Annotated in this window: 16 protein-coding genes; 10 read left to right on the top strand and 6 right to left on the bottom strand. The window is 66.0% G+C overall.

Going from position 1 to position 23,068, the window contains the following annotated elements; translation table 11 throughout:
* Positions 1-21 precede the first annotated feature (21 nt).
* The gene (gene ftsH, locus FSZ31_RS04875; protein ID WP_147122553.1) at positions 22-1,989 is read left to right on the top strand and encodes an ATP-dependent zinc metalloprotease FtsH; all 1,968 of its coding nucleotides are present in this window, start codon (positions 22-24) and stop codon (positions 1,987-1,989) included.
* Positions 1,990-2,085: 96 nt separating this feature from the next.
* Entirely contained in the window at positions 2,086-4,884 is a 2,799-nt protein-coding gene (locus FSZ31_RS04870) for a DUF3857 domain-containing protein (protein WP_161595951.1), read from the top strand.
* Positions 4,885-4,976: 92 nt separating this feature from the next.
* Here FSZ31_RS04870 and rpoZ read toward each other — a convergent pair whose 3' ends face one another.
* Positions 4,977-5,324, bottom strand: a complete 348-nt coding sequence (gene rpoZ, locus FSZ31_RS04865; protein WP_147121892.1) for a DNA-directed RNA polymerase subunit omega — start codon at positions 5,322-5,324, stop codon at positions 4,977-4,979.
* Between the two features lie 172 nt (positions 5,325-5,496).
* Here rpoZ and FSZ31_RS04860 point away from each other — a divergent pair, with 172 nt between their 5' ends.
* Positions 5,497-6,702 carry a phospholipase D-like domain-containing protein gene (locus FSZ31_RS04860; protein WP_147121891.1) on the top strand — a complete coding sequence of 402 codons (1,206 nt, stop codon included), beginning with the start codon at positions 5,497-5,499 and terminating at the stop codon, positions 6,700-6,702.
* Between the two features lie 168 nt (positions 6,703-6,870).
* Here FSZ31_RS04860 and FSZ31_RS04855 read toward each other — a convergent pair whose 3' ends face one another.
* Positions 6,871-7,497 carry a class I SAM-dependent methyltransferase gene (locus FSZ31_RS04855; RefSeq protein WP_147121890.1) on the bottom strand — a complete coding sequence of 209 codons (627 nt, stop codon included), beginning with the start codon at positions 7,495-7,497 and terminating at the stop codon, positions 6,871-6,873.
* A 176-nt stretch (positions 7,498-7,673) separates the two neighbouring features.
* On the opposite strand from FSZ31_RS04855, the gene FSZ31_RS04850 reads away from it, so the two are divergent.
* Positions 7,674-8,009 (top strand): antibiotic biosynthesis monooxygenase family protein, encoded by a 336-nt coding sequence (locus FSZ31_RS04850; RefSeq protein ID WP_147121889.1) that lies wholly within the window; start codon positions 7,674-7,676, stop codon positions 8,007-8,009.
* Positions 8,006-9,367 (top strand): MFS transporter, encoded by a 1,362-nt coding sequence (locus FSZ31_RS04845; protein ID WP_236643663.1) that lies wholly within the window; start codon positions 8,006-8,008, stop codon positions 9,365-9,367. Before FSZ31_RS04850 ends, FSZ31_RS04845 begins: the two co-directional genes overlap by 4 nt.
* Before the next feature lie 65 nt (positions 9,368-9,432).
* Here the strand turns inward: FSZ31_RS04845 and FSZ31_RS04840 are convergent, their stop codons facing one another.
* On the bottom strand, positions 9,433-11,757 hold the full coding sequence (locus FSZ31_RS04840; RefSeq protein ID WP_147121887.1) for a CDC48 family AAA ATPase: 2,325 nt from the start codon (positions 11,755-11,757) through the stop codon (positions 9,433-9,435).
* A 191-nt stretch (positions 11,758-11,948) separates the two neighbouring features.
* On the opposite strand from FSZ31_RS04840, the gene FSZ31_RS04835 reads away from it, so the two are divergent.
* Entirely contained in the window at positions 11,949-12,827 is an 879-nt protein-coding gene (locus FSZ31_RS04835) for a LysR substrate-binding domain-containing protein (protein WP_147121886.1), read from the top strand.
* Positions 12,828-12,898: 71 nt separating this feature from the next.
* On the opposite strand, the gene FSZ31_RS04830 is transcribed toward FSZ31_RS04835, so the two are convergent.
* Entirely contained in the window at positions 12,899-13,132 is a 234-nt protein-coding gene (locus FSZ31_RS04830) for a hypothetical protein (protein ID WP_147121885.1), read from the bottom strand.
* A 112-nt stretch (positions 13,133-13,244) separates the two neighbouring features.
* Entirely contained in the window at positions 13,245-13,706 is a 462-nt protein-coding gene (locus tag FSZ31_RS04825) for a peptidylprolyl isomerase (RefSeq protein WP_147121884.1), read from the bottom strand.
* A 170-nt stretch (positions 13,707-13,876) separates the two neighbouring features.
* Here FSZ31_RS04825 and mgtE point away from each other — a divergent pair, with 170 nt between their 5' ends.
* From mgtE to FSZ31_RS04805, 4 genes are all read left to right on the top strand, one after another.
* Positions 13,877-15,292 (top strand): magnesium transporter, encoded by a 1,416-nt coding sequence (mgtE, locus tag FSZ31_RS04820; RefSeq protein WP_147121883.1) that lies wholly within the window; start codon positions 13,877-13,879, stop codon positions 15,290-15,292.
* Positions 15,293-15,469: 177 nt separating this feature from the next.
* Positions 15,470-18,391, top strand: coding sequence for a valine--tRNA ligase (locus FSZ31_RS04815; RefSeq protein ID WP_147121882.1), 2,922 nt, complete (start codon positions 15,470-15,472; stop codon positions 18,389-18,391).
* Between the two features lie 150 nt (positions 18,392-18,541).
* Positions 18,542-19,150, top strand: coding sequence for a hypothetical protein (locus FSZ31_RS04810; RefSeq protein WP_147121881.1), 609 nt, complete (start codon positions 18,542-18,544; stop codon positions 19,148-19,150).
* A 79-nt stretch (positions 19,151-19,229) separates the two neighbouring features.
* On the top strand, positions 19,230-20,738 hold the full coding sequence (locus tag FSZ31_RS04805) for a BCCT family transporter (protein WP_147121880.1): 1,509 nt from the start codon (positions 19,230-19,232) through the stop codon (positions 20,736-20,738).
* A gap of 1 nt (position 20,739) precedes the next feature.
* Here FSZ31_RS04805 and FSZ31_RS04800 read toward each other — a convergent pair whose 3' ends face one another.
* Positions 20,740-22,944, bottom strand: a complete 2,205-nt coding sequence (locus FSZ31_RS04800) for a M3 family metallopeptidase (protein WP_147121879.1) — start codon at positions 22,942-22,944, stop codon at positions 20,740-20,742.
* Positions 22,945-23,068 lie beyond the last annotated feature (124 nt).

Raw genomic sequence — 23,068 nt, 5'->3', positions numbered from 1 at the left:
CACTATGCGACAGGTTCGATGATGGACGACGACAAGACGCCGAAGAACGATCCCGAAGGCGGCGGCAACCCGTGGATGCGCAGCATCGCGATCTGGGCGGGGATCATCTTCGCCATGCTGCTCGTCGCATCGCTGTTCGGCGGCGGCGCGAAAACGGGCGATGCAATCGCCTATTCGGATTTCGTCGCCCAGGTGAAGCAGGGCCAGATCAAGACCGTCGTCATCGGCCCCGAAACGATCGTCGCGACGACCACCGACGGCGCCAAGGTTTCGACGATCCCGACCAAGGACGCGCAGCCGACGCAGCTGCTGATCGACAACAACGTCCAGGTTTCGAGCCAGGCAACCGGCTCGGGCAGCATCTGGCTGTACCTCCTGATCCAGGCGCTGCCCTTCCTGCTGATCCTCGGCGTCGCGTTTTTCGTCATCCGCCACATGCAGAAATCGGGCGGCACCGGCGGCGCAATGGGCTTCGGCAAGTCGAAAGCCAAACTGCTCACCGAACGCCAGGGCAAGGTCACATTCCAGGACGTCGCGGGCATCGACGAAGCGCGCGAGGAGCTTGAGGAAATCGTCGAATTCCTCAAGGATCCCAAGAAGTTCAGCCGTCTCGGCGGCAAGATTCCCAAGGGCGCTTTGCTGGTCGGCTCGCCCGGCACCGGCAAGACGCTGCTCGCCCGCGCCATCGCGGGTGAGGCAGGCGTTCCCTTCTTCACCATTTCGGGCTCGGACTTCGTCGAGATGTTCGTCGGCGTCGGCGCCAGCCGCGTCCGCGACATGTTCGAACAGGCCAAGAAGAACGCGCCGTGCATCGTCTTCATCGACGAAATCGACGCGGTCGGTCGCCATCGCGGTGCCGGCCTCGGCAACGGCAATGACGAGCGCGAACAGACGCTCAACCAGCTGCTCGTCGAAATGGACGGCTTCGAGGCGAACGAAGGCATCATCATCATCGCCGCGACCAACCGTCCCGACGTGCTCGATCCCGCGTTGCTGCGTCCCGGTCGCTTCGATCGCCAGGTCGTCGTGCCGCGGCCCGATATCGACGGCCGCGTCAAGATTCTCGAAGTCCACATGCGCAAGGTTCCGCTCGCCCCCGACGTCAACGCCCGCACGATCGCGCGCGGCACGCCGGGTTTCTCGGGCGCCGACCTTGCCAACCTCGTCAACGAGGCTGCCCTGCTCGCCGCACGCCGCGCCAAGCGCCTCGTCGCCGCGCAGGAGTTCGAGGACGCCAAGGACAAGGTGATGATGGGCACCGAACGCAAGTCGATGGTGATGACCGACGACGAGAAGAAAATGACCGCCTATCACGAGGCCGGCCACGCCATCGTTGCGGTCAACGAGCCCGCGTCGGACCCGATCCACAAGGCGACGATCATCCCGCGCGGTCGCGCACTCGGCATGGTGATGCGCCTGCCCGAACGCGATTCGTACAGCTATCACCGCGACAAGATGCACGCCAACCTCGCCGTTTCGATGGGCGGCCGCGTCGCCGAGGAAGTCATCTTCGGCTACGACAAGGTCTCATCGGGCGCATCGAGCGACATCCAGTACGCGACCAAGCTGGCGCGCGACATGGTCACCCAATGGGGCATGTCCGATGCGATGGGCCCGCTCCAGTACGAAGAGCCGCAGGGCGAGACCTTCCTCGGCTATTCGCAGTCGCAGCGCAGCCACATGTCCGACGAAACCGCCAAGAAGATCGACAGCGAAATCCGCAAGATCGTCGATGGCGGCTACGACCGCGCCAAGGCGTTGCTCAAGAAGCACATCAAGCAGCTCCACCTGCTCGCCAACGCGTTGCTCGAATACGAGACGATGTCGGGTGACGAGATCAAGGAGCTGCTCAAGACGGGCAAGTTCCACCGCGACGATGGCGAGATCATCAAGCCTTCGTCGACCCCGCAGGTCGGTACCGCGATCCCCAAGGCGGGCGGACGGCGCAAGAACCGCCCGTTTGGCGATGCCTCGCCGCAAGGCGCCTGATAGCGGTCAGGCTCACAAGCCCCCGGCCCTCTGGCCAAGGGCTTGATGCACCAAGGCGATTCGGTCATCCTGCGTGTTCAACGGGGGAGCGATCGAATGATTCGTAACGACTATCTGTATCTTGGCGTCGCGGCGGTCGCGCTCGTCGCGGCGAGCACGCCTGCCCAAGCCGGCGACACGCCGATCTACGCGCCGGCACCGGCCTGGGTCGATCGCAAGCCGGTTCCCGAGGTCGGCGAGGCCGAGGCGGAGGCCGATTTCTCCTTCCTCCTTGCCGATCGCCAGACGCGGATGAAGGACGGCATCGTCGAGAGCTATTCGAACTACGCCTATCGCGTCAACGACGCCTCCCTGCTCGCCCAGTTCGGCAATCTTTCGGAGAGCTGGAACCCCGAAAATGGCGACTTCACCGTTCATCGCGTCGCGATACTGCGCGGCGGACAGGTCATCGACCTCGTCGCCGACGGTCAGAAATTCACCGTCCTGCGTCGCGAGGCCAATCTCGAGAAGCTGTCGCTCGACGGCGTGCTGACCGCGACGATGCAGCTAGAAGGTATCAAGGTCGGCGACACGATCGTGTTCGAAAGCTCGACCAGCTACCGCGACCCCTCGCTCGAAGGCGAGGTCAACGATGTCGAGGCGCTGCTCGATAACAAGCTCGACGTGAAGTCGGCGGGCCTGCGCATTCTCTGGCCGAGCGATGTGACGATGCGCTGGAAGGCGCCCCAATCCGCGGGCGCCAGGCTCGCCAAGCGCGGCGCGGTGACCGAACTCGTCGTGACCAACCCGTCGCTGACCAAGATCGACATGCCCGATGACGCGCCGACGCGCTATCGCATCGGGCCGCTCGTCGAGGTGTCGAGCTTTGCCGACTGGCAGGCGGTCAGCCGCACCGCCAGCAAGGCCTACGCGCCGCGCGCGACGATCGCCGCCGATGGCGAACTTGCCGGCGTCGTCGCGGGAATCGCGGCCAGGACCAGCGATCCGATCGAACGGACCGCCGCCGCGTTGCGCGTCGTCCAGGACGATATCCGTTACCTGTTCCGCGGCATGGAAAACGGCAACTACACGCCGCAATCGCCCGACAAGACCTGGTCGCTGCGCTTTGGCGACTGCAAGGCCAAGTCGCTGCTGCTTGCGACGATGCTGCGCGCGCTGGGCATCGAAGCCGACGTCATGCTGGTCAATTCGACCTCTGGTGATGCGCTGCAGGACCGCCTGCCGAGCTTTGCCGTGTTCGACCATGTCATCGTCCGCGCGATGATCGATGGCAGGGATTACTGGCTCGACGGGACGCGTGTCGGTGACCGCATCGGCGACATCGCCGACACCCCCGATTTCGGCTATGCGCTCCCCGTCACCGCGGCGGGCAGTGATCTCATCGCGATCCCAGTACGACCGCTCGGCCGACCGGCTTCGAAGGTCACGCTGGGTTACGATTCGAGCGCGGGCATTACCTTGCCGACGCTGTTCGACGTCACCGTCAGCTGGCGGACCTCGAACGACAACAATCTCAAGTCGTCCAGGGGCGCCGTCAGCGAAACCGAATATACCAAGATGCTCGACGACGTGATCGACAATTACGTGCCGAACACGGGGATATCCGAACGCTCGATCAGTTTCGACGAGGCCAGCGACACGACGACGATCAAGGCCCGCGGCCTCAGTTGGCTGACCTGGGACAGGGTCGACGGCCGCTATGAGCGCGAGTTCAATTCGGCGATCGGATCGAAAAAGCTGACCGCCAACCGGTCAAAGAGCGAATGGCGCAACATCGCCTATTCGGTCGGTACAAAGACGCATGTCCGCTACGCCACGACGTTGCGGCTGCCGGACGTCGGCAGCGGTTTTGCGATGGTCGGGCGCGCCGCTATCGACGAGCGCGTGCTCGGCACCCATTTCGAACAGGCCGCAACGCTGGCCGACGGCCGCTTCGAAGCCGATGAAACCTGGCGGACGGTCGCACGCGAAATCCCGGCGGCGCAGATCGTCGCCCAGCGCCGCGCGCTCGCTGCGGTCAAGGCCGATGCGCTGCGCATCGAGGCGCCGAGCGACTATCCCGGAACGCATGTCGAGGCGATGCTTGCGGCCAGGGCGCACCGGCTCGGGCCGATCATGGATGCGCTCGACAAGGCGGTGGCGAGCGCGCCCAAGGACGAAATCGCGCCCTTGCGATCGCGTGCCTATGTTTACGAGCTGACCCAGCAATATGCCAAGGCGATCGCCGATCTCGACGCGATCATCGAAATAGACCCGAGCGCGGGCAAATATCTGTGGCGCGCCGAACTCTATGCCCGCAGCGACAAGGCCCGCGCCGAAGCGGACATTGATCAGGCGTTCGCGATCGAGCCCGATTCGCTCGACGCGCTGAAGCAACTGGTCGAATTGCGGCTCGATCACGATGCCTATGACGATGCCCTGTCGGCGATTGCCGAGCGCGAAGGCCTGGGGATCGAGGACAAGCAGATCGCCGGGCTCAAGGCATCGGTGCTCGCCGCTGCCGGGCGCGGCGACGAAGCGATGGCGGCGCTCGAAGCCGCCGGCCGCAGCGCGCAAAAGGCGCCCGAGCTGATCTCGGCGCGGTGTGCGACCGAGGCACGCTACACGCTCGGCGCCGATCGCGTGCTGGCCGACTGTACCCGCGCGATCCAGCTCAACGAACAACCTTCGGGGCCGTTGATCAATCGCGCGATCGCCTATGCCAAGCTCGGCCGCACCGCCGAGGCGATCGAGGATATCGATGCGGCGATCGAGATCGACCCCGATTCGGCCTGGGCCTATTATCTCCGCGCGGTCATCGCCAAGGGCTCCGATGCGGCGCGCGACCGCACCTATGCCGCCTATATCGATCCCGACGTCACCAGGGACCTGGCGAAGATCGGCATGGCGCGCTGATCGCACTGCACCCCTGACGCCAGCCACAAAAAACCCGGCCACTGGCCGGGTTTTTTTCGTTCGAAGGGGTGCCAAAGCTTAGCCGCCGGAGTTCAGCCCTTGTCGAAGTCGGTCGCGATGTTGGTCGGGCGCGGCGGCGCGGCGGCGGTGAGGCGCAGCGCCTCGGCCGAGCGGCTCTGCGAACCGATTTCATCGGGCGTGTCGTCGTCGTCGATCTGGACCTTCTGGAGGTTCTGGACGAGCGATTCCTCGAGATGCTTGGGCTTGACCTTGCTCTCGGCGATCTCGCGCAGGGCAACAACGGGGTTCTTGTCGCGGTCGCGATCGACCAGCAGCTCGGCGCCGCCCGAAATCTCGCGCGCGCGCTGCGCAGCAAGCAGGACGAGGTCGAAACGGTTGGGAATCTTGTCGACGCAATCTTCGACGGTGACGCGAGCCATATGCCGCTTCCTTTGCAAAACTTACGCTAAATGCGGGGAAAATTCGAAGCTCTCGCTTAGCGTCACAGCCTCGCGGAGTCAATGAAAACCGCCCGCGCCTCCGTCCGCACGTCGCTCGCCGCAGGCTCCGCACCGGCCTTGCCAAGCGCCGCGCAGCGACTATCGCAGGCGGATGGCCGACGATCACTCCCCTGTCGACGACGCGCGCGCGCCGCACGAGCTCGACCTCTTCCGCGATGCGGTGCCGTTCGGCGCGCGCGTCGGCGACGACGAATTCCGGGTTTTTCCTGCAGGAGAGGACCGGCTCGCGGCGCTGCTCGCGCTGATCGAAGAGGCTCGCGCCACGCTCGACCTGACCTTCTACATCTTCGAGAACGATACAGTCGGCGTACGCGTCCGCGATGCGCTCACCGCCGCCGCGCGGCGCGGCGTCAAGGTCCGCCTCATCATCGACGGCTTTGGCTCATCGGATACCGACGAGGCATTCTTTGCCGACTTGGTCGAGGCCGGCGCCGATTTCTGCCGCTTTTCGGCCAAGCGCTCGGTGCGTTACCTGATCCGCAATCACCAGAAGATCGTCATCGCCGACGGGCGCCGCGCGATGATCGGCGGCTTCAACGTCGCCGATGCGTATTTCGCACCGCCCGCCGACAATGGCTGGCACGACCTCGGCATGACGATCGAGGGCCCGGCGGTGACGCCGCTGCAGCACTATTTCGACCGGCTCCACGCCTGGACGCAGAACCCGCACGCGCAATGGCGGACGATCCGCCGCCTGATCCGCCAGTGGGATCCCGGCGAGGGCAAGGTCGGGCTGTTGCTCGGCGGGCCGACCAGCCGGCTGAGCCCGTGGGCACGCAGCGTCAGCCTCGACCTCAAGCACGGCAAGCGGCTCGACATGATCATGGCGTATTTCTCGCCCGCGCAGAGCCTGTTGAGGCGCATCGGCCGGATCGCGCGCAACGGCGAGACGCGGCTCGTCATGGCGGGCAAATCGGACAATGGCGCGACGATCGGCGCAACCCGGCTGCTTTACGGCTATCTGCTCAAGCGCCGCGCGAAGATCTACGAATTCACCCCCTGCAAGCTGCACACCAAGCTGATCGTGCTCGACGACCGCGTCTATATCGGCTCGGCCAATTTCGACATGCGCAGCCTGTATATCAATGCCGAGATCATGCTGCGGATCGACGATGCAGCCTTTGCCAACCGCATGCGCGCCTATGTCACGACGCACATCGCCTATTGCGAAGAGATCACCCCGGCGGTCCACCGCGCGCGCGCGACCCTGCTCAACCGCATCCGCTGGGCGCTGAGCTGGTTCCTCGTCACCGTCGTCGACTACACCGTTTCGCGCCGCCTCAATTTCGGATTGTAGAAGACCCGTCATTGCGAGGAGCGTAGCGACGAAGCAATCTCCGCGAAGCTGCTACGGTTTCTTGAACCACGACCGGCACGTGTCGGGCGACGCCACCCTTGCGAGAGGTTGCCGCGCGGCGTTGCCGCTCGCAATGACGATTGGGGGCAAGCGCTAAGCCTGCCGATCTCAGTCCTTGTGCGCCCAGAACAGGTGGCACGGCGGGATATTCCAGTATTCGATGGCATGGTCGATCGTGCCGAAACGGCCCTTGAGGAAATCGAGCACCTTGGCGCGGAACTGGTAGACCAGGAAGGCGCCGCCGGGACGGATCGCGGCGGCGGTGGCATCGGCGATCGCGTCGCCGACGCCCTTGGGCAGGGTCGAGAACGGCAGGCCCGACAATGCGTAATCGGCGTGGGCGTGGCCCAGCGCGGCGAGGATTTCCTGCACGTCAGCGGCCGATCCGTGGACCGGGACGAAGCGGCTGTCGCGGATTTCCCTGGTCAGGTAATCGACGAAGTCGCGGTTGGTATCGATCGCGACCAAAGTTGCATCGGGACGCATCTTCGCGAGGATCGGGCGGCAGAAGGTGCCGACGCCGGGGCCGTATTCGACGAACACCTTGCAGTTCGCCCAATCGACCGGCCCGAGCATGTGGTCGATCAGCCTGGCCGAGGACGGGACGACCGAACCGACCATCACCGGGTTCTTGGCAAACCCCTTGAGGAACATGCCCCACGGCCCGAGAAAGTCGACAAATCGTTCGGCAGTGTTGCGCGAACGTGCGCGTTTCTCGGCCTTGGTGGTGGTCATCGCTCTATCCGCGCAGCTGAAGGGGAAGCATAGCCAGTCGCAAAATAGCGGCGTGTTTGCAACTGATATCGCGTCGGCCGCAGCGCTGCTCCGGGTGCAGGGCGCGGCGACGCAACGAGACCGCGCGTCGCATAAACGCGCTTGATGGCGGCCGAGTCAGGCCTATGGTGGACGCCATGTCGAGCGCCCCCGCCCCCGTTCCGACCGACGCGATCGCGGTCATTTTTTCGGCCCGGCGCCGCGACGGCGACGCCTGGAACTATGCCGCCGCGGCCGACGAGATGGAGCAGCTCGCGGCGACGCAGCCGGGCTATCTCGGCATCGAAAGCGCACGCGGCAGCGACGGTTTCGGCATTACCGTCAGCTACTGGGCCGACGACGAAGCGGCGCTGGCATGGCGCGACCACCCGCTTCACGCCGCGATCCGGCAGCGCGGTCGCGCCATGTGGTACGACGACTATCGCGTCACCGTCGCGCGCGTCACGCGCGGCTACAGCTGGGCGCGCGAGTGAACGACAGCTCCGCGTCGGCCGCCGCATCACCTGCGCTCTCGGCGATCGGCGGCGTGCGCCCTTCACGCATGGCCGTGCTGTTCCTCGTCATGCTCGTCGCGGCCGCAGGCAACACCGCGATGCAGTCGATCCTGCCCGCGATCGGCACCCGGCTGGGCGTGCCCGACTGGTGGGTCGCGCTCGCATTCTCGTGGTCGGCGCTGCTGTGGGTCGTCAGCGCGCCGCGCTGGGCGGCGATGAGCGACCGGCGCGGGCGGCGCGCACTGATGGCACTCGGCCTGATCGGCTTTGCCTCCTCGATGCTGCTCTGCGGCCTCGCGCTCTACGCCGGTCTCGCCGGATGGATCGGCGCGGGCGTCACCTTCATCGCCTTTGCCCTGTTCCGCAGCCTCTACGGCGCGCTCGGGTCGGCCGCGCCGCCCGCGGTCCAGGCCTATGTCGCGGCGCGCACCCCGCGCATCCACCGCACCGCCGCGATGGCGCTGATCGCATCGTCATTCGGTCTCGGCACGGTGATCGGCCCCGCGGTCGCACCGTTCCTCGTCTTTCCCGTCGTCGGCCTGGCCGGGCCGCTGTTCGCCTTTGCCGGCTTCGGCATCGCGGTGTTCGTTGCGCTCCGCATCGTCCTGCCCAATGACGATCCGCGCTTTGCCGCGCGCAGTGCGGTCGTCGGCTATCCCTCCAGCGGCGGCGGCGCGCTCGCGGTCGAGGATGACGACGACGAGGACGCGGTGGCGGGCGGCAACGCGCCCCACCTCAGACCCGCCAGCCGCGCGCTCGGCTGGAACGATCCGCGCACGCGCCCCTGGCTGCTCGCGGGCCTGCTCGGCGGCCATGCCCAGGCGATCGTCTTCGGCATCATCGGCTTCGTCGTGCTCGACCGGCTCGGGCTGCGCGGCGATCCGGGTGCTGCGGTGGCGCCGACGGGCATCGTCCTCCTCGCCGGCGCGGGTGCGACTTTGCTCGCGCAATGGGGGCTGATCCCGGCGCTGTCGATCGGTCCGCGCGCGTCGATCCTGTGGGGCGCCGCGCTCGCGCTCGCGGGATCGATCGTCCTCACCTTTGCCGGCGGGCTGCTCGGCATGGTCAACGGCATCGCGATCGCCTCGCTCGGCTTCGGCCTGTTCCGCCCCGGCTTTACCGCGGGCGTCTCGCTCGCGGTGCGTCGCAGCGAGCAGGATGCGGTCGCCGGACAGGTCGCCTCGACCAACGGCGCCGCCTATATCGTCGGCCCGACGCTCGGCATCGCGCTCTACACGGTTTCGCGCGCCCAGCACGGCTGGCTTGCCTTCGCGCTGATCGGCGGCATCTCCGCCTTCCTGCTGGCCTGGGGCTGGAAGGCGTTGCGGGTCGATTGACGACCCATTCCTAAGTCTCGTCACCCTGAATGTGTTTCAGCATGACGAACTAGCGCTGACTGCCCCTAATCCTCGTGCTTCGCGGCGTTGATCGGCTTGAGCATGCCTTCGTCGATGAACCCGATCGTGCCGCCCATCCGCGCCGCCTGGCGCTTGAGCTGGCCCTCGATGCTCTCATACTCGCGCTCCATCGCTTCGCTGACAGACGCGCGCGTGTCCTTGAGCGCCGCCTCGAAATCATCCTGCCCGACCTTGCGCACGTCGAGCGAACGCCTCAGCGCATTCAAGCCGGCGCGGCGAACAAGGTCCTCGAGATCGGCGCCGGTAAAGCGCTCCGCCTCGACCGCGATCGTATCGAGATCGACGTCCTTGGAGAGTGGCATTTTCGCCGTATGGATCGCCAGGATCCGCCGCCGACCCGCCGCGTCGGGCACGGGAACATAGACGAGCTCGTCGAAGCGTCCCGGCCGCAGCAGCGCGGGGTCGATCATGTTGGGGCGGTTGGTCGCGCCAATCACGACGACCGACTGCATGTCTTCCAATCCGTCCATCTCGGCGAGGATCGTGTTGACGACACGGTCGGTCACCGCCGGCTCGCCGCCGCCGCTCCCGCCGCGCGCGGGCACCAGGCTGTCGAGTTCGTCGATGAACACCACGGTCGGCGCAACCTGGCGTGCGCGCGCGAACAGCCGCGCGATCTGTTGCTCGCTCTCGCCATACCATTTCGACAACAGGTCGGATGACTTGGTCGCGATGAAATTGGCCTGCGCTTCGCGCGCGACCGCCTTGGCGAGCAGCGTCTTGCCCGTTCCCGGCGGCCCGTAGAGCAGGAACCCTTTGGCCGGGCGGATACCGAGCCGGCGAAACGCCTCGGGGTCCTTCAACGGCAATTCGATGCCCTCCTTGAGCCGCTGCTGCGCATCGTCGAGCCCGCCGACATCGTCCCATTTGACGTTGGGGACCTGGACCATCACCTCGCGCATCGCCGACGGCTGGACGCGCTTGAGCGCGGCGAGGAAATCGTCGCGTGTGACGTGCAGCTCGTCGAGCAGCTCGGGCGGGATCGTCGCTTCTTCGAGGTCGAGCTTGGGCATCAGGCGGCGGACCGCCTCGATCCCCGCCTCGCGCACCAGCGCGGCAAGGTCGGCTCCAACGAATCCGAAGGTCGTACCGGCGAGCTCGTCGAGATCGACGTCCTCGGCGAGCGGCATGCCGCGCGTGTGGATGCCGATGATCTCGCGCCGGCCGCGCTGGTCGGGCACGCCAACGATGATCTCGCGGTCGAACCGGCCGGGGCGCCTCAGTGCCTCGTCGAGCGCTTCTGGACGGTTTGTAGCTGCAATGACAACCAGATTGGTTCGCGCCTCGAGCCCGTCCATCAGCGTCAGCAGCTGCGCGACGAGGCGCTTTTCGGCCTCGCCCTGGACCTGGCCACGCTTCGGCGCGATCGAATCGATCTCGTCGATGAACAGGATCGACGGCGCCGCCTTGGTCGCAGCCTCGAAGATCTCGCGCAGCTGGCCTTCGGACTGGCCATAGGCGCTGCCCATGATCTCGGGCCCGTTGATCAGGAAGAACTCGGCATCGCTTTCGTTCGCGACTGCGCGGGCGAGGCGCGTCTTGCCCGTTCCCGGCGGGCCGTGGAGCAGGACGCCGCGCGGCGGGTCGATGCCGAGGCGGGCAAACAGTTCGGGATAGCGCAGCGGCAGCTCGACCATCTCGCGCAACTGGTCGATCGTTTCACCGAGCCCGCCGATATCGTCATAGGTAACATCGGCGCGGCGCGCCTCCCTGGGCTCCTCGAACTCGGGGCGCAGCTCGACCTCGGTCGTCTCGTCGATATGGACGATCCCCGACGGCACCGTCGAGACGACGACGAGGCGGATCTCGGTCAGCGAATAGGCCGGCGCGCCGAGCATCTGGCGCAGCTGCGGCGGCAGTTCGTCGTTCTGCATGCGGTGATGACCCGATGTCGCGACGACGTCGCCCGCGACCATCGGCCGCCCGGCAAAGTTGCGCTTGAGCGCCTGGCCCGATCCCTGGAGCCGCAGGTTCTGCTGCGCCGGCGCGAGCACGACGCGTTGCGCCGGGCGCGATGCCGCCTTGCGCACGGAGACGAAATCATTGGCCCCGGCGCCGGCATTGGCGCGCTGCAGACCGTCGAGCCGCAAGCGGTCGATGCCTTCATCCTCGGCATAGGGAAAGACGACGCGCGATGCGGTCGTGCGCTTGCCCATGATCTCGACGATATCGCCCTCGGCGAGCGCGAGCTTGGCCATGATCTCCCGCGGCAGCCGCGCGAGCCCGCGCCCGCTGTCCTCGGGACGGGCGTTGGCGACCTGGATCTTGATCGTGTTGCTGTCGCTCGGCGGCGTTTCGGCATCGGCCATGCGGGAACCCTCGTGTTGCTTCGCCGCAGACCGGCTGATGATGGAACGGATAGATAGGGATGAAAGTTGCGCGCGCCAGATGTGCGCCCTGCGGTTGGCGACCGGCGGCGCGCGCGCCCTTCCGCGGCGCGACGTTGTGCCGTTGCGAACAAAGTCTTGCAGTTGCAGTTTTTGCAATGCTAGCGTGCATTATGCGACGCCTGCCGCCCCTGATCGGTCTCGAAGCCTTTGCCGCGGTCGCGCGGCTCGGTTCGATCAAGGCCGCCGCCGGCGAACTGTCGTTGAGCAACCCGGCGCTGTCGCGGCGCATCCAGAATCTCGAGGCGCTCGTCGGGCAGCAGCTGTTCGACCGCCGTCACCAGGCGCTCCGGCTGACCGAGGCGGGCCGCCGCCTCCAGCTCGAACTGGCCCCCGCGCTCGACGATCTTGCCGCCGCGATCGACCGGGCCGTCGGCGAGCCGCGCGAGCTGCGCCTTCGGCTCAACGTCCTGCCGCTGTTCGCCTCTCAGCGCCTGTTCCCGCGCCTGCCCGAACTGCGCGCGCGCCATCCCGAGCTCCACCTCGACGTCGAAACCGGCGGCCATGGCGAACTGCGCCTCGGCGATGCGGTCGATGCCGCGATCATCCTTACGAAGTCGGTCGATCCCGACCTCTATGCGGTCCGCCTCGGCAGCGATCTCGTCTTTCCGATCGCCGCGCGCTCGCTGGTCGAGGGTGGCGAGCGCATCACCGCGCCCGAACAGTTGCAGCGGATGACCGTGCTGATCCATTCCGAAATGCCCGAAACGTTCGACGAATGGCGCCGCGCGATCGGCATGCCCTATCTCGAACCCGCCGCGATCGACCATTTCGACAGCGGCCCGCTGATGCTCGAGGCCGCGGCCCAGGGCGTCGGCGTCGCCTTCATGCACAGCCACCATCTCGACGACGCGCGCGACGACCGGCTCGTCCGCCTGTTCGATTTCGAGGTCGCCAGCCCCTATGCCTATTACTTCGCCTGTCGCCCCCGCGCGCTCAGGACGCGGCCGGTCAAGCTGTTCCACGACTGGCTGGTCGAAGCGGGGCTATAACCAAAAACGGCGCCGCGACCGGAAGGTCGCAGCGCCGCGTTCGGTCCGGGCGAGCCCGGAAGATTATTCGATTACTTGGCTTCGTCGATCGCGTCAGCCTTGGCTTCACCGGCGTTCTCGACGGCATCAGCCTTGTTCTCGAGCGCGTCTTCGGTCGCTTCGTTGGTGGCGTTGTCGGCCATGTTGTCGATCACGTCGGCCTGCGCTTCTGCGTTATCTTCGACAGCGTCGGCTTCCTTGCTCTGGCAACCGGCCAGCGCCAGCGCGGCAGTGGCCACGGCAGTCATCAAAATCGTCTTACGCATAAATCCTCCTGTTAAAATGCACGACAAATACGTTTCGCGTCTGGAATAGTTTCATCGTCAGACGACATTTCGCATAACATTTCGCGAAAAGCCACCCTTCAAATCAACGCGTTCAGCCCAGCTTGGCGGAGATGATCTTGCCTGGATTCTTGGGCGGTTCGCCCTTGGGCAGCGCGTCGACATGCTCCATGCCGCTCTCGACCTGGCCCCAGACGGTATATTGGCCGTTGAGGAAGCCCGCGTCGTCGAAGCAGATGAAAAACTGGCTGTTGGCGCTGTTCGGATCCGACGAACGCGCCATCGAGCACGTCCCGCGAACATGCGGTTCCTTCGAGAACTCGGCCTTGATGTGCGGCTTTTCGCTGCCGCCCATGCCGGTGCCGGTCGGATCGCCGCCCTGCGCCATGAAGCCGGGGATGACGCGGTGAAAGACGACACCGTCGTAGAATCCCTCGCTCGCGAGTTCGGAGATCTGCGTGACGTGGTCGGGCGCGAGATCGGGGCGCAGCTTGATGACAACGTCCTTGGGCGTGCCGTCGCCGGTGTCGAGGGAAAGCGTCAGTGTATCGGCCATGATGGGCTCCTGAATCAGAAAGGTGGTCGTATTGCCGCTGCCCTAGCGCGTCGCTGCGCGCTTTTCCAGTATCGGACGGTCGTCACGTGGCAACTGCCGTTCCGGTTGCTTTTCCGCGCTGCGTGGCTAGGAAAACGCATCGGCCGCGATCCACTGCAGGAGCATCTTATATGAGCGATATCGCCGACATGCTCCGCGACGGCGATCCGCCGCCCGCCGAAACCAGCCTCGACGAGGACGATCGCCTCAAGCCATCGTTCGTCCGCGCGGTCCTCGACCATGTCGAGGATGGCGAGGCCGAGGCGGCGCGCGCGCTGGTCCGCCCGCTCCATCCCGCCGACATCGCCGATCTGTTCGAGCTCGCCGACCGCGACGAGCGCGCCCCGCTCGCCGCCGCATTGGGCGAACTGCTGACCGCCGACGCCCTGTCGGAAATGAACGACTATGTCCGCGAGGACATCGTCGATGTGCTCGCGCCCGAACAGGTCGCGGTGTTTGCCAGCGCGCTCGATACCGATGACGCGGTCGCGATCATCGAGGACATGGACCGGGCCGACCAGCAGGCGGTGCTCAACGCGCTCGATCCCGAGGACCGCGCCGCGATCGAGGAGGCCCTGTCCTACCCCGAGGAGACCGCCGGGCGCGTCATGCAGCGCGATCTTGTCGCGGTGCCCGAACATTTCACCGTCGGCCAGGTCATCGACATGCTGCGCGACGACGGCGACCTGACGACCGATTTCTACGAGATTTTCATCGTCGATCCGCTTCACCGGCCGATCGGCACCTGCCAGCTGTCATGGGTCCTGCGCACGCCGCGCGATATCGCGATGGCCGACGTGATGCAGCGCGACCAGACGCTGATCCCCGTCGACATGGACCAGGAAGAGGTCGCGCTGCGCTTTCAGAAATATGCGCTGATCTCGGCCGCGGTCATCGATCCGGGCGGCCGGCTGGTCGGCATGATCACCGTCGATGACATCCTCCACATCGTCCAGGAAGAGGCCGGCGAGGATGCGCTGCTGCTGTCGGGCGCAGGCGACGGCGACATCAACGAACCGATCCGCGAATCGTACGTCGCGCGCGTCCGCTGGCTGATCGCCAATTTGTTCACCGCGCTCGTCGCCTCGACGATCATCTACGCGTTCGGCGCGGCGATCGAGAAAATGGTCGCGCTCGCCGTGCTGATGCCGATCGTCGCGGGTGTCGGCGGCAATGCCGGCACGCAGACGCTCGCGGTCACCGTCCGCGCGATCGCGACCAACCAGCTGACCAGTTCGAACACGCGCCGCGCGATCGTCCGCGAACTGCGCATCGCGCTGCTCAACGGCCTGACCATCGCGGTGATCGCGGGCGTCGGCGTGACCTTGTGGTTCGGCATCCTCCATCTCGGCTTTGTCATCGCCGCCGCGATGACCGCCAACATCGTCATCGCCGGGCTCGCCGGCGTCGCGATCCCCGTGACGCTCGACCGGCTCGACCAGGATCCTGCGGTGGCAAGCTCGGTGTTCGTCACGATGATCACCGATTCGATGGGATTCCTCGCCTTCCTCGGCCTCGCGGTCGCCAGCGGGCTGGTGTCGCTCTAGTTCCCCTCATCCAACTTCGACTAGCTCGCTTCGCTCGCAGTCTTCGTATCCTTCTCCCGCAGGCGGGAGAAGGATGTGGAGGCTTGGCAGCTTGCTGCCTAGCCGGAGCTGGATGAGGGGAACGCGGCTAAACGCCAACGCTTGAATCCCCAGCCCCCCGCTGGCAAAGCCGCCGACATGGATGACGCACCGCAGCAATCGCTCCCCAAGACCTTCGACCCCGCCGCGATCGAGGCGCGCTGGTACGCGCACTGGGAGGAGAACGGATCGTTCCGTCCCGACCGCCCCGATGCCGAGCCCTTCACGATCGTCAATCCGCCGCCCAACGTCACCGGCTCGCTCCACATCGGTCACGCGCTCGACAACACGCTGCAGGATATCCTCGTCCGCTACGAACGGCTGCGCGGCAAGGACGCGCTGTGGGTCGTCGGCACCGATCACGCGGGCATTGCGACCCAGATGGTCGTCGAACGCCAGATGGCGCAGCACCAGCAGAAGCGCACCGACTTCACCCGCGAGGAATTCGTCGCCAAGGTGTGGGAATGGAAGCACGAGAGCGGCGGCACGATCACCCAGCAGCTGCGCCGCCTCGGCTGCTCGATGGACTGGTCGCGCGAACAGTTCACGATGGACCCGCATTTCACTGCCGCGGTCACGAAAGTCTTCGTCGACCTCCACGCCAAGGGGCTGATCTACCGCGACAAACGCCTCGTCAACTGGGACCCCGGCCTCAAGACCGCGATTTCGGACCTCGAAGTCGAAACGCGTGAGACCAAGGGGCATTTCTGGCATTTCCAGTACCCGCTCGCCGACGGCAGCGGTTCGATCAACGTCGCCACCACCCGCCCCGAAACGATGCTCGCCGACATGGCGGTCGCGGTCCATCCCGACGATGAGCGCTATCGTGACTGGGTCGGCAAGACCGTGCGCCTGCCGATCACCGGACGTGAAATCCCGATCGTCGCCGACGAACACGCCGATCCCGAACTCGGCTCGGGCGCGGTCAAGATCACCCCGGGCCACGACTTCAACGATTTCGAAGTCGGCAAGCGCGCCGGCATCGCGGCGGGCGACATGCTCAACATGCTCGATGGCGACGCCAATGTCGTCCAGACGAGCGACGGGCTGATCCCCGAAGCCTATCTCGGCCTGTCGCGCGAAGACGCGCGCACGAAGGTCGTCGCGCAGATGAAGGCCGAAGGCTTTCTCGTCGCGCATATCGACAAGGACGGCGCGCAGCACGACGCCGAACCGCGCACGATCCAGACGCCCTATGGCGACCGCTCGGGCCAGGTCATCGAACCGTGGCTGACCGACCAATGGTATGTCGACGCCGAAACGCTGGCAAAACCCGCGATCGAAGCGGTCAAGTCGGGCGCGGTCGAGATCGTCCCCAAGTCGTGGGAAAAGACCTTCTATCACTGGATGGAGAACATCCAGCCATGGTGCATCTCGCGCCAGCTCTGGTGGGGCCACCGGATCCCCGCATGGTATGGACTACAAAAACGGGATGGCTCGTTTTACGGAAACGTTTTCGACAGCATGGAAAACCATGTCTTCGTTGCGGCTGACGACAATGACCTTAGCGAGCAGCTCGCAGAATATTATGGTGCAGGTACTGAACCTGTTTTTGTGGATAGTTGGGACGAGTTTCGTAAGTGGAATACGAAATTCGCAACGGACATCGAATTCCAAAATACTAACAAATCCAAGATTGTTCTTGTCCACGACCCCGACGTCCTCGACACCTGGTTCTCCTCCGCCCTCTGGCCCTTCGCCACGCTCGGCTGGCCAGAGCAGACCGATCTCGTCCAGCGCCACTATCCCAATGACGTCCTCATCTCGGGCTTCGACATCCTGTTCTTCTGGGATGCGCGGATGCTGATGCAGGGGATCGAGCTGACCGGCACGCCGCCGTGGAAGACGCTTTACCTCCACGGCCTCGTCCGCGCCGCCGACGGGCAGAAGATGTCGAAATCGAAGGGCAACACCGTCGATCCGCTCGGCCTGATCGATCAGTATGGTGCCGACGCGCTGCGCTTCTTCATGGCCGCGATGGAGAGCCAGGGCCGCGACATCAAGATGGATGACGCACGCCTCGCCGGCTATCGCAACTTCGCGACCAAGCTGTGGAACGCCGCGCGCTTCTGCGAGTTCAACGGCATCGGCTCGAGCACCGACATCGCCGCCCCCGCCGCCACGCTCGCGGTCAACAAGTGGATCATCGGCGAAGTCGCCCAGACCGCGACCAGGATCGAGACCGCGCTCGCTGCCTACCGCTTCGACGATGCTGCCAACGCGATCTACCACTTCACCTGGGACCGCTTCTGCGACTGGTATCTTGAACTGATCAAGCCGGTCCTGTCGTCCCCCACCCCCTCCGCTCACCCTGAGCCTGTCGAAGGGTCAGCGGAGAGCGGCGATAGAGGCTTCGACAAGCTCAGCCTGAGCGCGGAACAGGAAGAGACCAAGGCCGTCGCCGGCTGGGCGTTCGACCAGATCCTCGTCATGCTCCACCCCTTCATGCCCTTCATCACCGAGGAACTGTGGCATGCGATGGCCAAGGGAGAAAATGGCCGGGATCACTACGACCTGATCACCGCCAAATGGGTCGCACCCGACGCCAGCGTCGATGGTGCCGCCAGCGCCGAGATCGACTGGCTGATCGCGCTGACCCGCGAAATCCGCTCGGCCAAGACCGAACTCGGCCTCGCGCCGGGGGCCAAGCTGACCGCGCATTTCCCCGCCAGCCTCAGGGCGCGCGTCGAAACCTCGCGCCAGGCGCTGAGCCGCGTTGCCCGCCTCGAAACGATCTCGTTCGATCCCGCCCCCGAAGGTGCGTCGATCCAGCTCGTCGTCGAAGGTGAAACGATCGGCATCCCCTTGGAAGGCGTCATCGACCTCGCCGCCGAACGCGACCGCCTGACCAAGGCGCTCGCCGCCGCGACCAAGGACCGCGACGGCCTCGCCGGCCGCCTCGCCAACGCCAGCTTCGTCGAGCGCGCCAAGCCCGAGGCAGTCGACAAGGCGCGCGCCGATCATGCCGAGAAATCGGCCGAAGCCGAACGCCTCCAGGCCGCGCTCGACCGGCTGGGCTGAGCCCCCGCCCCTCTCCCCTTCAGGGGAGAGGCAGCGAGACTTGGCCGCAAAGCGGCCTAGTCGCAGCGGAGAGGGGCGGTTGGATGCGGCAACCTTCCGCCAAGTGCCCCCCTTGACGGAACGGTAACGATCCTCAGCCATTATAAGCGCATGGCCAGCCGCTTCACCTTCGGACGGATCACCGCAATCGGGCTCGTCGCGGGCCTCGTCGCGGGCGGCGCAACCGCGAGCTTTACGCTCTCGCGCGCCAATTTCGATCGCCCGGGCAGCGGGGGCGACCAAGGCAGCTTTACCCGCTTCAGCGGCAATGCCGATGCGACTGGCGGCGGAATTGACATGGCGAACCGCTGCCCCGGCTGCCGCGACAGTTACGACATGGTCTATCTCAACGACCCGCGCCGGACGCGCTCGGACGTTCGCGTCGGTCGCGGCGATCGCGTTGTCGGCGGCGCGCCCGAAGCGGCCGAATATTCCGAAAGCCTCGATCGTCCGCCACCCGAAACAGGCTGGGGCGACAAGCGCCCGCTCGAAAGCCCGCGCGCCGCGCCGCGCTTCTCGACCGTGCCGACGCCCGAGGAGATCGCCCGCGCAGAGGAAACCGCCGCGCGCGACGAACGCATGGCGCAGGCCGCGCGCCAGATCGCGCGCACCGTCGTCCAGACGCAGGGCATGCAGAACCCCGTGACGATCCACCGCCCCGCACCGCCGCCCGAGCCCGCGCGACCGGCTCCCGGCCCCCTGCCCCCGCCGCGAAACTGATGAGTCCAGCCGAGCGCCGCGCGATTTGACCGCAAGCGCCCGGACCGCCATCCTGCCGTCCTGACATCAGGGGGCAGGCTTGCACACATCACTCAACCGTCCGGTATTTTTCGTGCCGCTGGCCGTCCTTGCCGCGACGCTCGCCGCCAGCCTGATCGGCGGCGATGCTTTCCTCGCGTTCGAAGGCGCGCTGCGCGACGGCATCGTCGGCGGATTCGGCTGGCTGTTCACCGGCGCGGGCCTCGCCTTCCTCGTCCTGCTAACGGCCATCGCGCTCTCGCCGCTCGGCGGCAAGCGGATCGGCGGCGATGACGCGAAGCCGATCCTGTCGCGCTGGCGCTGGTTTTCGGTCACCTTGTGCACCACGATCGCCACCGGCATCCTGTTCTGGGGCACCGCCGAGCCACTGTTCCATCTCAACGCGCCGCCGCCCGCGCTCGGCTTCGAACCGGGCAGCGCCGCCGCCGCGAGCTTCGCGATGGCGACGATGTTCCTCCACTGGACGCTGACGCCCTACGGCATCTACACCGTCGCCGGGCTCGCCTTTGCGCTCGTCTATTACAATCACGGCGAACCGTTCAGCCTGTCGTCGCTGTTCGTCCCGCTGTTCGGTCAGCGCGCGCACGGACACATCGGCACCGGCATCGACATCGTCTGCCTCTACGCGCTCGTCGCAGGGATGGCCGCCGCGCTCGGCGCGGGCATTCTCGCGCTCGCCGGCGGGATCGAGGGGATCGGCGGGTTCGCTGGCGGCCATGCGCTGCGCTGGGGCCTTGCGGCCGCGATCGTCGGCACCTTCATCATCTCCGCCGCGAGCGGGCTGCAGCGCGGCATCGCGCGCCTCTCGGCGATCAACATCTGGCTGTTCTTCGGATTGATCGCCTTCGTCTTTGTCGCCGGACCGAGCCTCGCGATGCTGCGCCTCGGCGGCAGCGGGCTTGGCGACTACGCCGCGCAATTCGTGCCGCGCAACCTGGCGCTGGGCGTCGATCGCGAGTGGGCGCAGGACTGGACGATCACCTATTGGGCCAACTGGTTCGCCTGGGCGCCGGTCACCGCCCTGTTCCTCGGTCGCCTCGCGGTGGGCTACACCGTGCGGGCCTTCATCGGCTTCAACCTGCTGCTGCCGTCATTGTTCGGCGGTGTCTGGATGGTCGTCTTTTCGGGCGCGACGATCGCGCTCGACCGGTCGAGCGGCGGCGCGCTCAATGCGGTCCTCACCAGCCAGGGTCCCGACCCGGTGCTCTACAATCTGTTTGCGCAGCTGCCCGGTGGCGCCATCGCCGCGGTATTCCTGATTGTCGCGATTTTCCTGAGCTACGTCACCGCTGCCGACAGCAACGTCTCGGCGATGAGCGCGCTGAGCACGCACGGTATCTCGCCCGACACGCCCGAGGCACCGCTCGGCGTCAAGATCGTCTGGGGCGTCGCGGTCGGCCTCGTCGCGGTGATCCTCGTCGGCGGCAAGGGCCTCGACGGCATCCGCATGATCAGCGTGCTCGGCGGTTTTCCCGCGCTGTTTGTCGTCATCGGCGCGGCACTGGCGCTCGCCCGGCTGGCGCTGTCGCCGCCGGGCGAGCGCGCCTAGCTCACTTGCTCTCGGCGCCCGGCGCGATGCCGTACCCTTTCAGCAGCGGCGCGATGTCGGGGTCCTTGCCGTAGAAGGCGCGGAACATCTCGCCATAATCGAGCTCATGCCCGCGCGACAGGATCATGTCGCGATAGCGCTGGCCGTTGGCGCGCGTCATCCCGCCATTGGCGACGAACCAGTCGTAGCTGTCCTCGTCGAGCATCTTGGTCCACAGATAGGCGTAATAGCCTGCCGCATAGCCATTGCCCCAGATGTGGAGGAAATAGCTCGACCGGTAGCGCGGCGGCACGTCGGCGGTATCGAGCGGCAGGCTGGCGAGCGCGGCGGCTTCGAAGCTGTCGGCGTCCTGCTTGCCCGCGCTGGCCGGCAGCGAGTGCCACTTCATGTCGAGCAAGGCTGCCTCGAGCGTCTCGCCGACACCATAGCCATTGCCGAAGTTCGCCGCCTTCTTGAGCTTGGCGACGAGCGGCGCGGGCATCGGCGCGCCGGTCTTGTAGTGCTTGGCGTAGTTGGCGAACACCTTGGGGTCGCTCGCCCAATGCTCGTTGAACTGCGACGGGAATTCGACGAAGTCCCGCGCAGTGTTGGTCCCCGAAACATAGGGATAGACCGAATCGGCGAACAGGCCGTGGAGCGCGTGACCGAACTCGTGGAACATCGTCGTCGCGTCGTCGAAGGTGATCAGCGCGGGCTGGCCGTCGGCGGGCTTGGCGAAATTGCCGACGTTATAAATCACCGGCTTGGTCCCGTTGAGGTCCGACTGGGTGACGAAATTGTTCATCCACGCGCCGCCCTGCTTGTTGTCGCGCTTCCAGTAATCGAAATACATCAGGCCCAGCTCGGAGCCGTCGGCATCATAGACGGTATAGACCATCACGTCGGGCTGGTAGACCGGCAGGTCGGTACGCTTCTTGAAGGTCAGGCCGTAAAGCTGGTTGGCGGCATAGAACACGCCGTCCTCGAGCACCTTGTGGATCTCGAAATACGGCTTCACCTCGTCCTGGTTGATCGCGTATTTGGTCTGGTAGACCTTGTTGGCATAATACTGCCAATCCCACGGCTGGAGGTCGCCCTTGACGCCGTCGGCCTTCATCGCCGCCTGGATCTCGGCGGCTTCGGCCTTCTGCGCGGCGGCGAGACCCGGTGCGAGCTTTTGCATGAAGCCGATCGCCGCGGCGGGCGTCTTGGCCATCTGGTCGTTCAGCGTGTAGCTCGCATAATCGGGGAAGCCGAGCAGCTTGGCCTTCTGCGCGCGCAGCAGCGCGATCTGTTCGATCGTGTCGCGCGTGTCGTTGGCGTCGCCGCGCTCGGCACGGTTCCAGCTCGCCTCGAACAGCTTCTTGCGCGTCGCGCGGTTCTTGAGGCTGGTCTGGTAGGGCTGCTGCGTCGTGTTCTGCAGCGGCAGGACGTACTTGCCCGGCATGCCGCGGTCCTTGGCTTCCGACGCGGCCTGCGCGATCTGCGCGGCGTCGAACCCGGCCAGCTCGGCCTTGTTGTCGATCACCAGCGCGCCATCCTTGGCGGCCGCGACGAGCTTCTGCGAGAACGCCGTCTCGAGGCTCGACAGCTTGCCGTTGAGGTCCTTCAGGATTTCCTTGTCGGGACCGCTCAGCTGCGTTCCGGCATGGACGAACTGGTCGTGATAGAGGCTCAGCACCTGCTTCTGCTCGGGCGTCAGGCCGAGCGCGTCACGCCGCTTGTAGAGCGCATCGACGCGCGCAAAGAGCTTTTCGTTGAGGTAGATCGCATCGTTGTGAGCGGCGAGCTTGGGGCTCATCTCGGTCGCCACCGCATCGAGCGTGTCGTTGGTGTTGGCGCCCTGGAGGTTGAAGAAGGTCAGCGCCACGCGCTCGAGCATCCGGCCCGATTTCTCCATCGCGGCGATCGTGTTGTCGAACGTCGGCGCCGCCGGGTTGTTGGCGATGTTCTGGATCTCGGCGAGGTTGATCGCCATGCCCTGCTCGAACGCCGGGGCGTAATCGGCGTCGCTGATCTTGTCGAACGGCGGGGCCTCGAACGGCAGCGTGCTGGCCTGGGCGAAGACGCCCGTGCCCTTGGGGACCGGGGTCATCCAGTCGGTCGATGCAGTCGTCGTCGCGCCGCCCTCGACGCCGCCGTAAACGCCGGTGTCGCCCGTCGTCGTGCAGCCCGCTACTGCCAGCGCGGCCGTTGCCGCTCCCAGCCAAAGTGCCGTCTTCATCATGTTCGTCTCCCAATAGTTCATGAACCACCGCGCACGCCAGGGCGCGCGCCTTGCCGGCGGCATAAGAGGTTTCGTTGCGGGCGACAATAAGCCAGCCGGGCTGAAGCTGGGTTGAACGGGTCCC

The organism is Flavisphingopyxis soli, assembly GCF_007995095.1.
Lineage (GTDB): Bacteria > Pseudomonadota > Alphaproteobacteria > Sphingomonadales > Sphingomonadaceae > Flavisphingopyxis > Flavisphingopyxis soli.
This window is presented reverse-complemented; position numbering and strand designations above follow the sequence as displayed.

Excerpts from the sequence above, each read along its gene's own strand:
- ftsH (WP_147122553.1), top strand. The coding sequence starts at position 22 with ATGGACGACGACAAGACGCCGAAGAACGATCCCGAAGGCGGCGGCAAC.
- FSZ31_RS04870 (WP_161595951.1), top strand. The coding sequence starts at position 2,086 with ATGATTCGTAACGACTATCTGTATCTTGGCGTCGCGGCGGTCGCGCTC.
- rpoZ (WP_147121892.1), bottom strand. The coding sequence starts at position 5,324 with ATGGCTCGCGTCACCGTCGAAGATTGCGTCGACAAGATTCCCAACCGT.
- FSZ31_RS04860 (WP_147121891.1), top strand. The coding sequence starts at position 5,497 with ATGGCCGACGATCACTCCCCTGTCGACGACGCGCGCGCGCCGCACGAG.
- FSZ31_RS04855 (WP_147121890.1), bottom strand. The coding sequence starts at position 7,497 with ATGACCACCACCAAGGCCGAGAAACGCGCACGTTCGCGCAACACTGCC.
- FSZ31_RS04850 (WP_147121889.1), top strand. The coding sequence starts at position 7,674 with ATGTCGAGCGCCCCCGCCCCCGTTCCGACCGACGCGATCGCGGTCATT.
- FSZ31_RS04840 (WP_147121887.1), bottom strand. The coding sequence starts at position 11,757 with ATGGCCGATGCCGAAACGCCGCCGAGCGACAGCAACACGATCAAGATC.
- FSZ31_RS04835 (WP_147121886.1), top strand. The coding sequence starts at position 11,949 with ATGCGACGCCTGCCGCCCCTGATCGGTCTCGAAGCCTTTGCCGCGGTC.
- FSZ31_RS04830 (WP_147121885.1), bottom strand. The coding sequence starts at position 13,132 with ATGCGTAAGACGATTTTGATGACTGCCGTGGCCACTGCCGCGCTGGCG.
- FSZ31_RS04825 (WP_147121884.1), bottom strand. The coding sequence starts at position 13,706 with ATGGCCGATACACTGACGCTTTCCCTCGACACCGGCGACGGCACGCCC.
- mgtE (WP_147121883.1), top strand. The coding sequence starts at position 13,877 with ATGAGCGATATCGCCGACATGCTCCGCGACGGCGATCCGCCGCCCGCC.
- FSZ31_RS04815 (WP_147121882.1), top strand. The coding sequence starts at position 15,470 with ATGGATGACGCACCGCAGCAATCGCTCCCCAAGACCTTCGACCCCGCC.
- FSZ31_RS04810 (WP_147121881.1), top strand. The coding sequence starts at position 18,542 with ATGGCCAGCCGCTTCACCTTCGGACGGATCACCGCAATCGGGCTCGTC.
- FSZ31_RS04800 (WP_147121879.1), bottom strand. The coding sequence starts at position 22,944 with ATGATGAAGACGGCACTTTGGCTGGGAGCGGCAACGGCCGCGCTGGCA.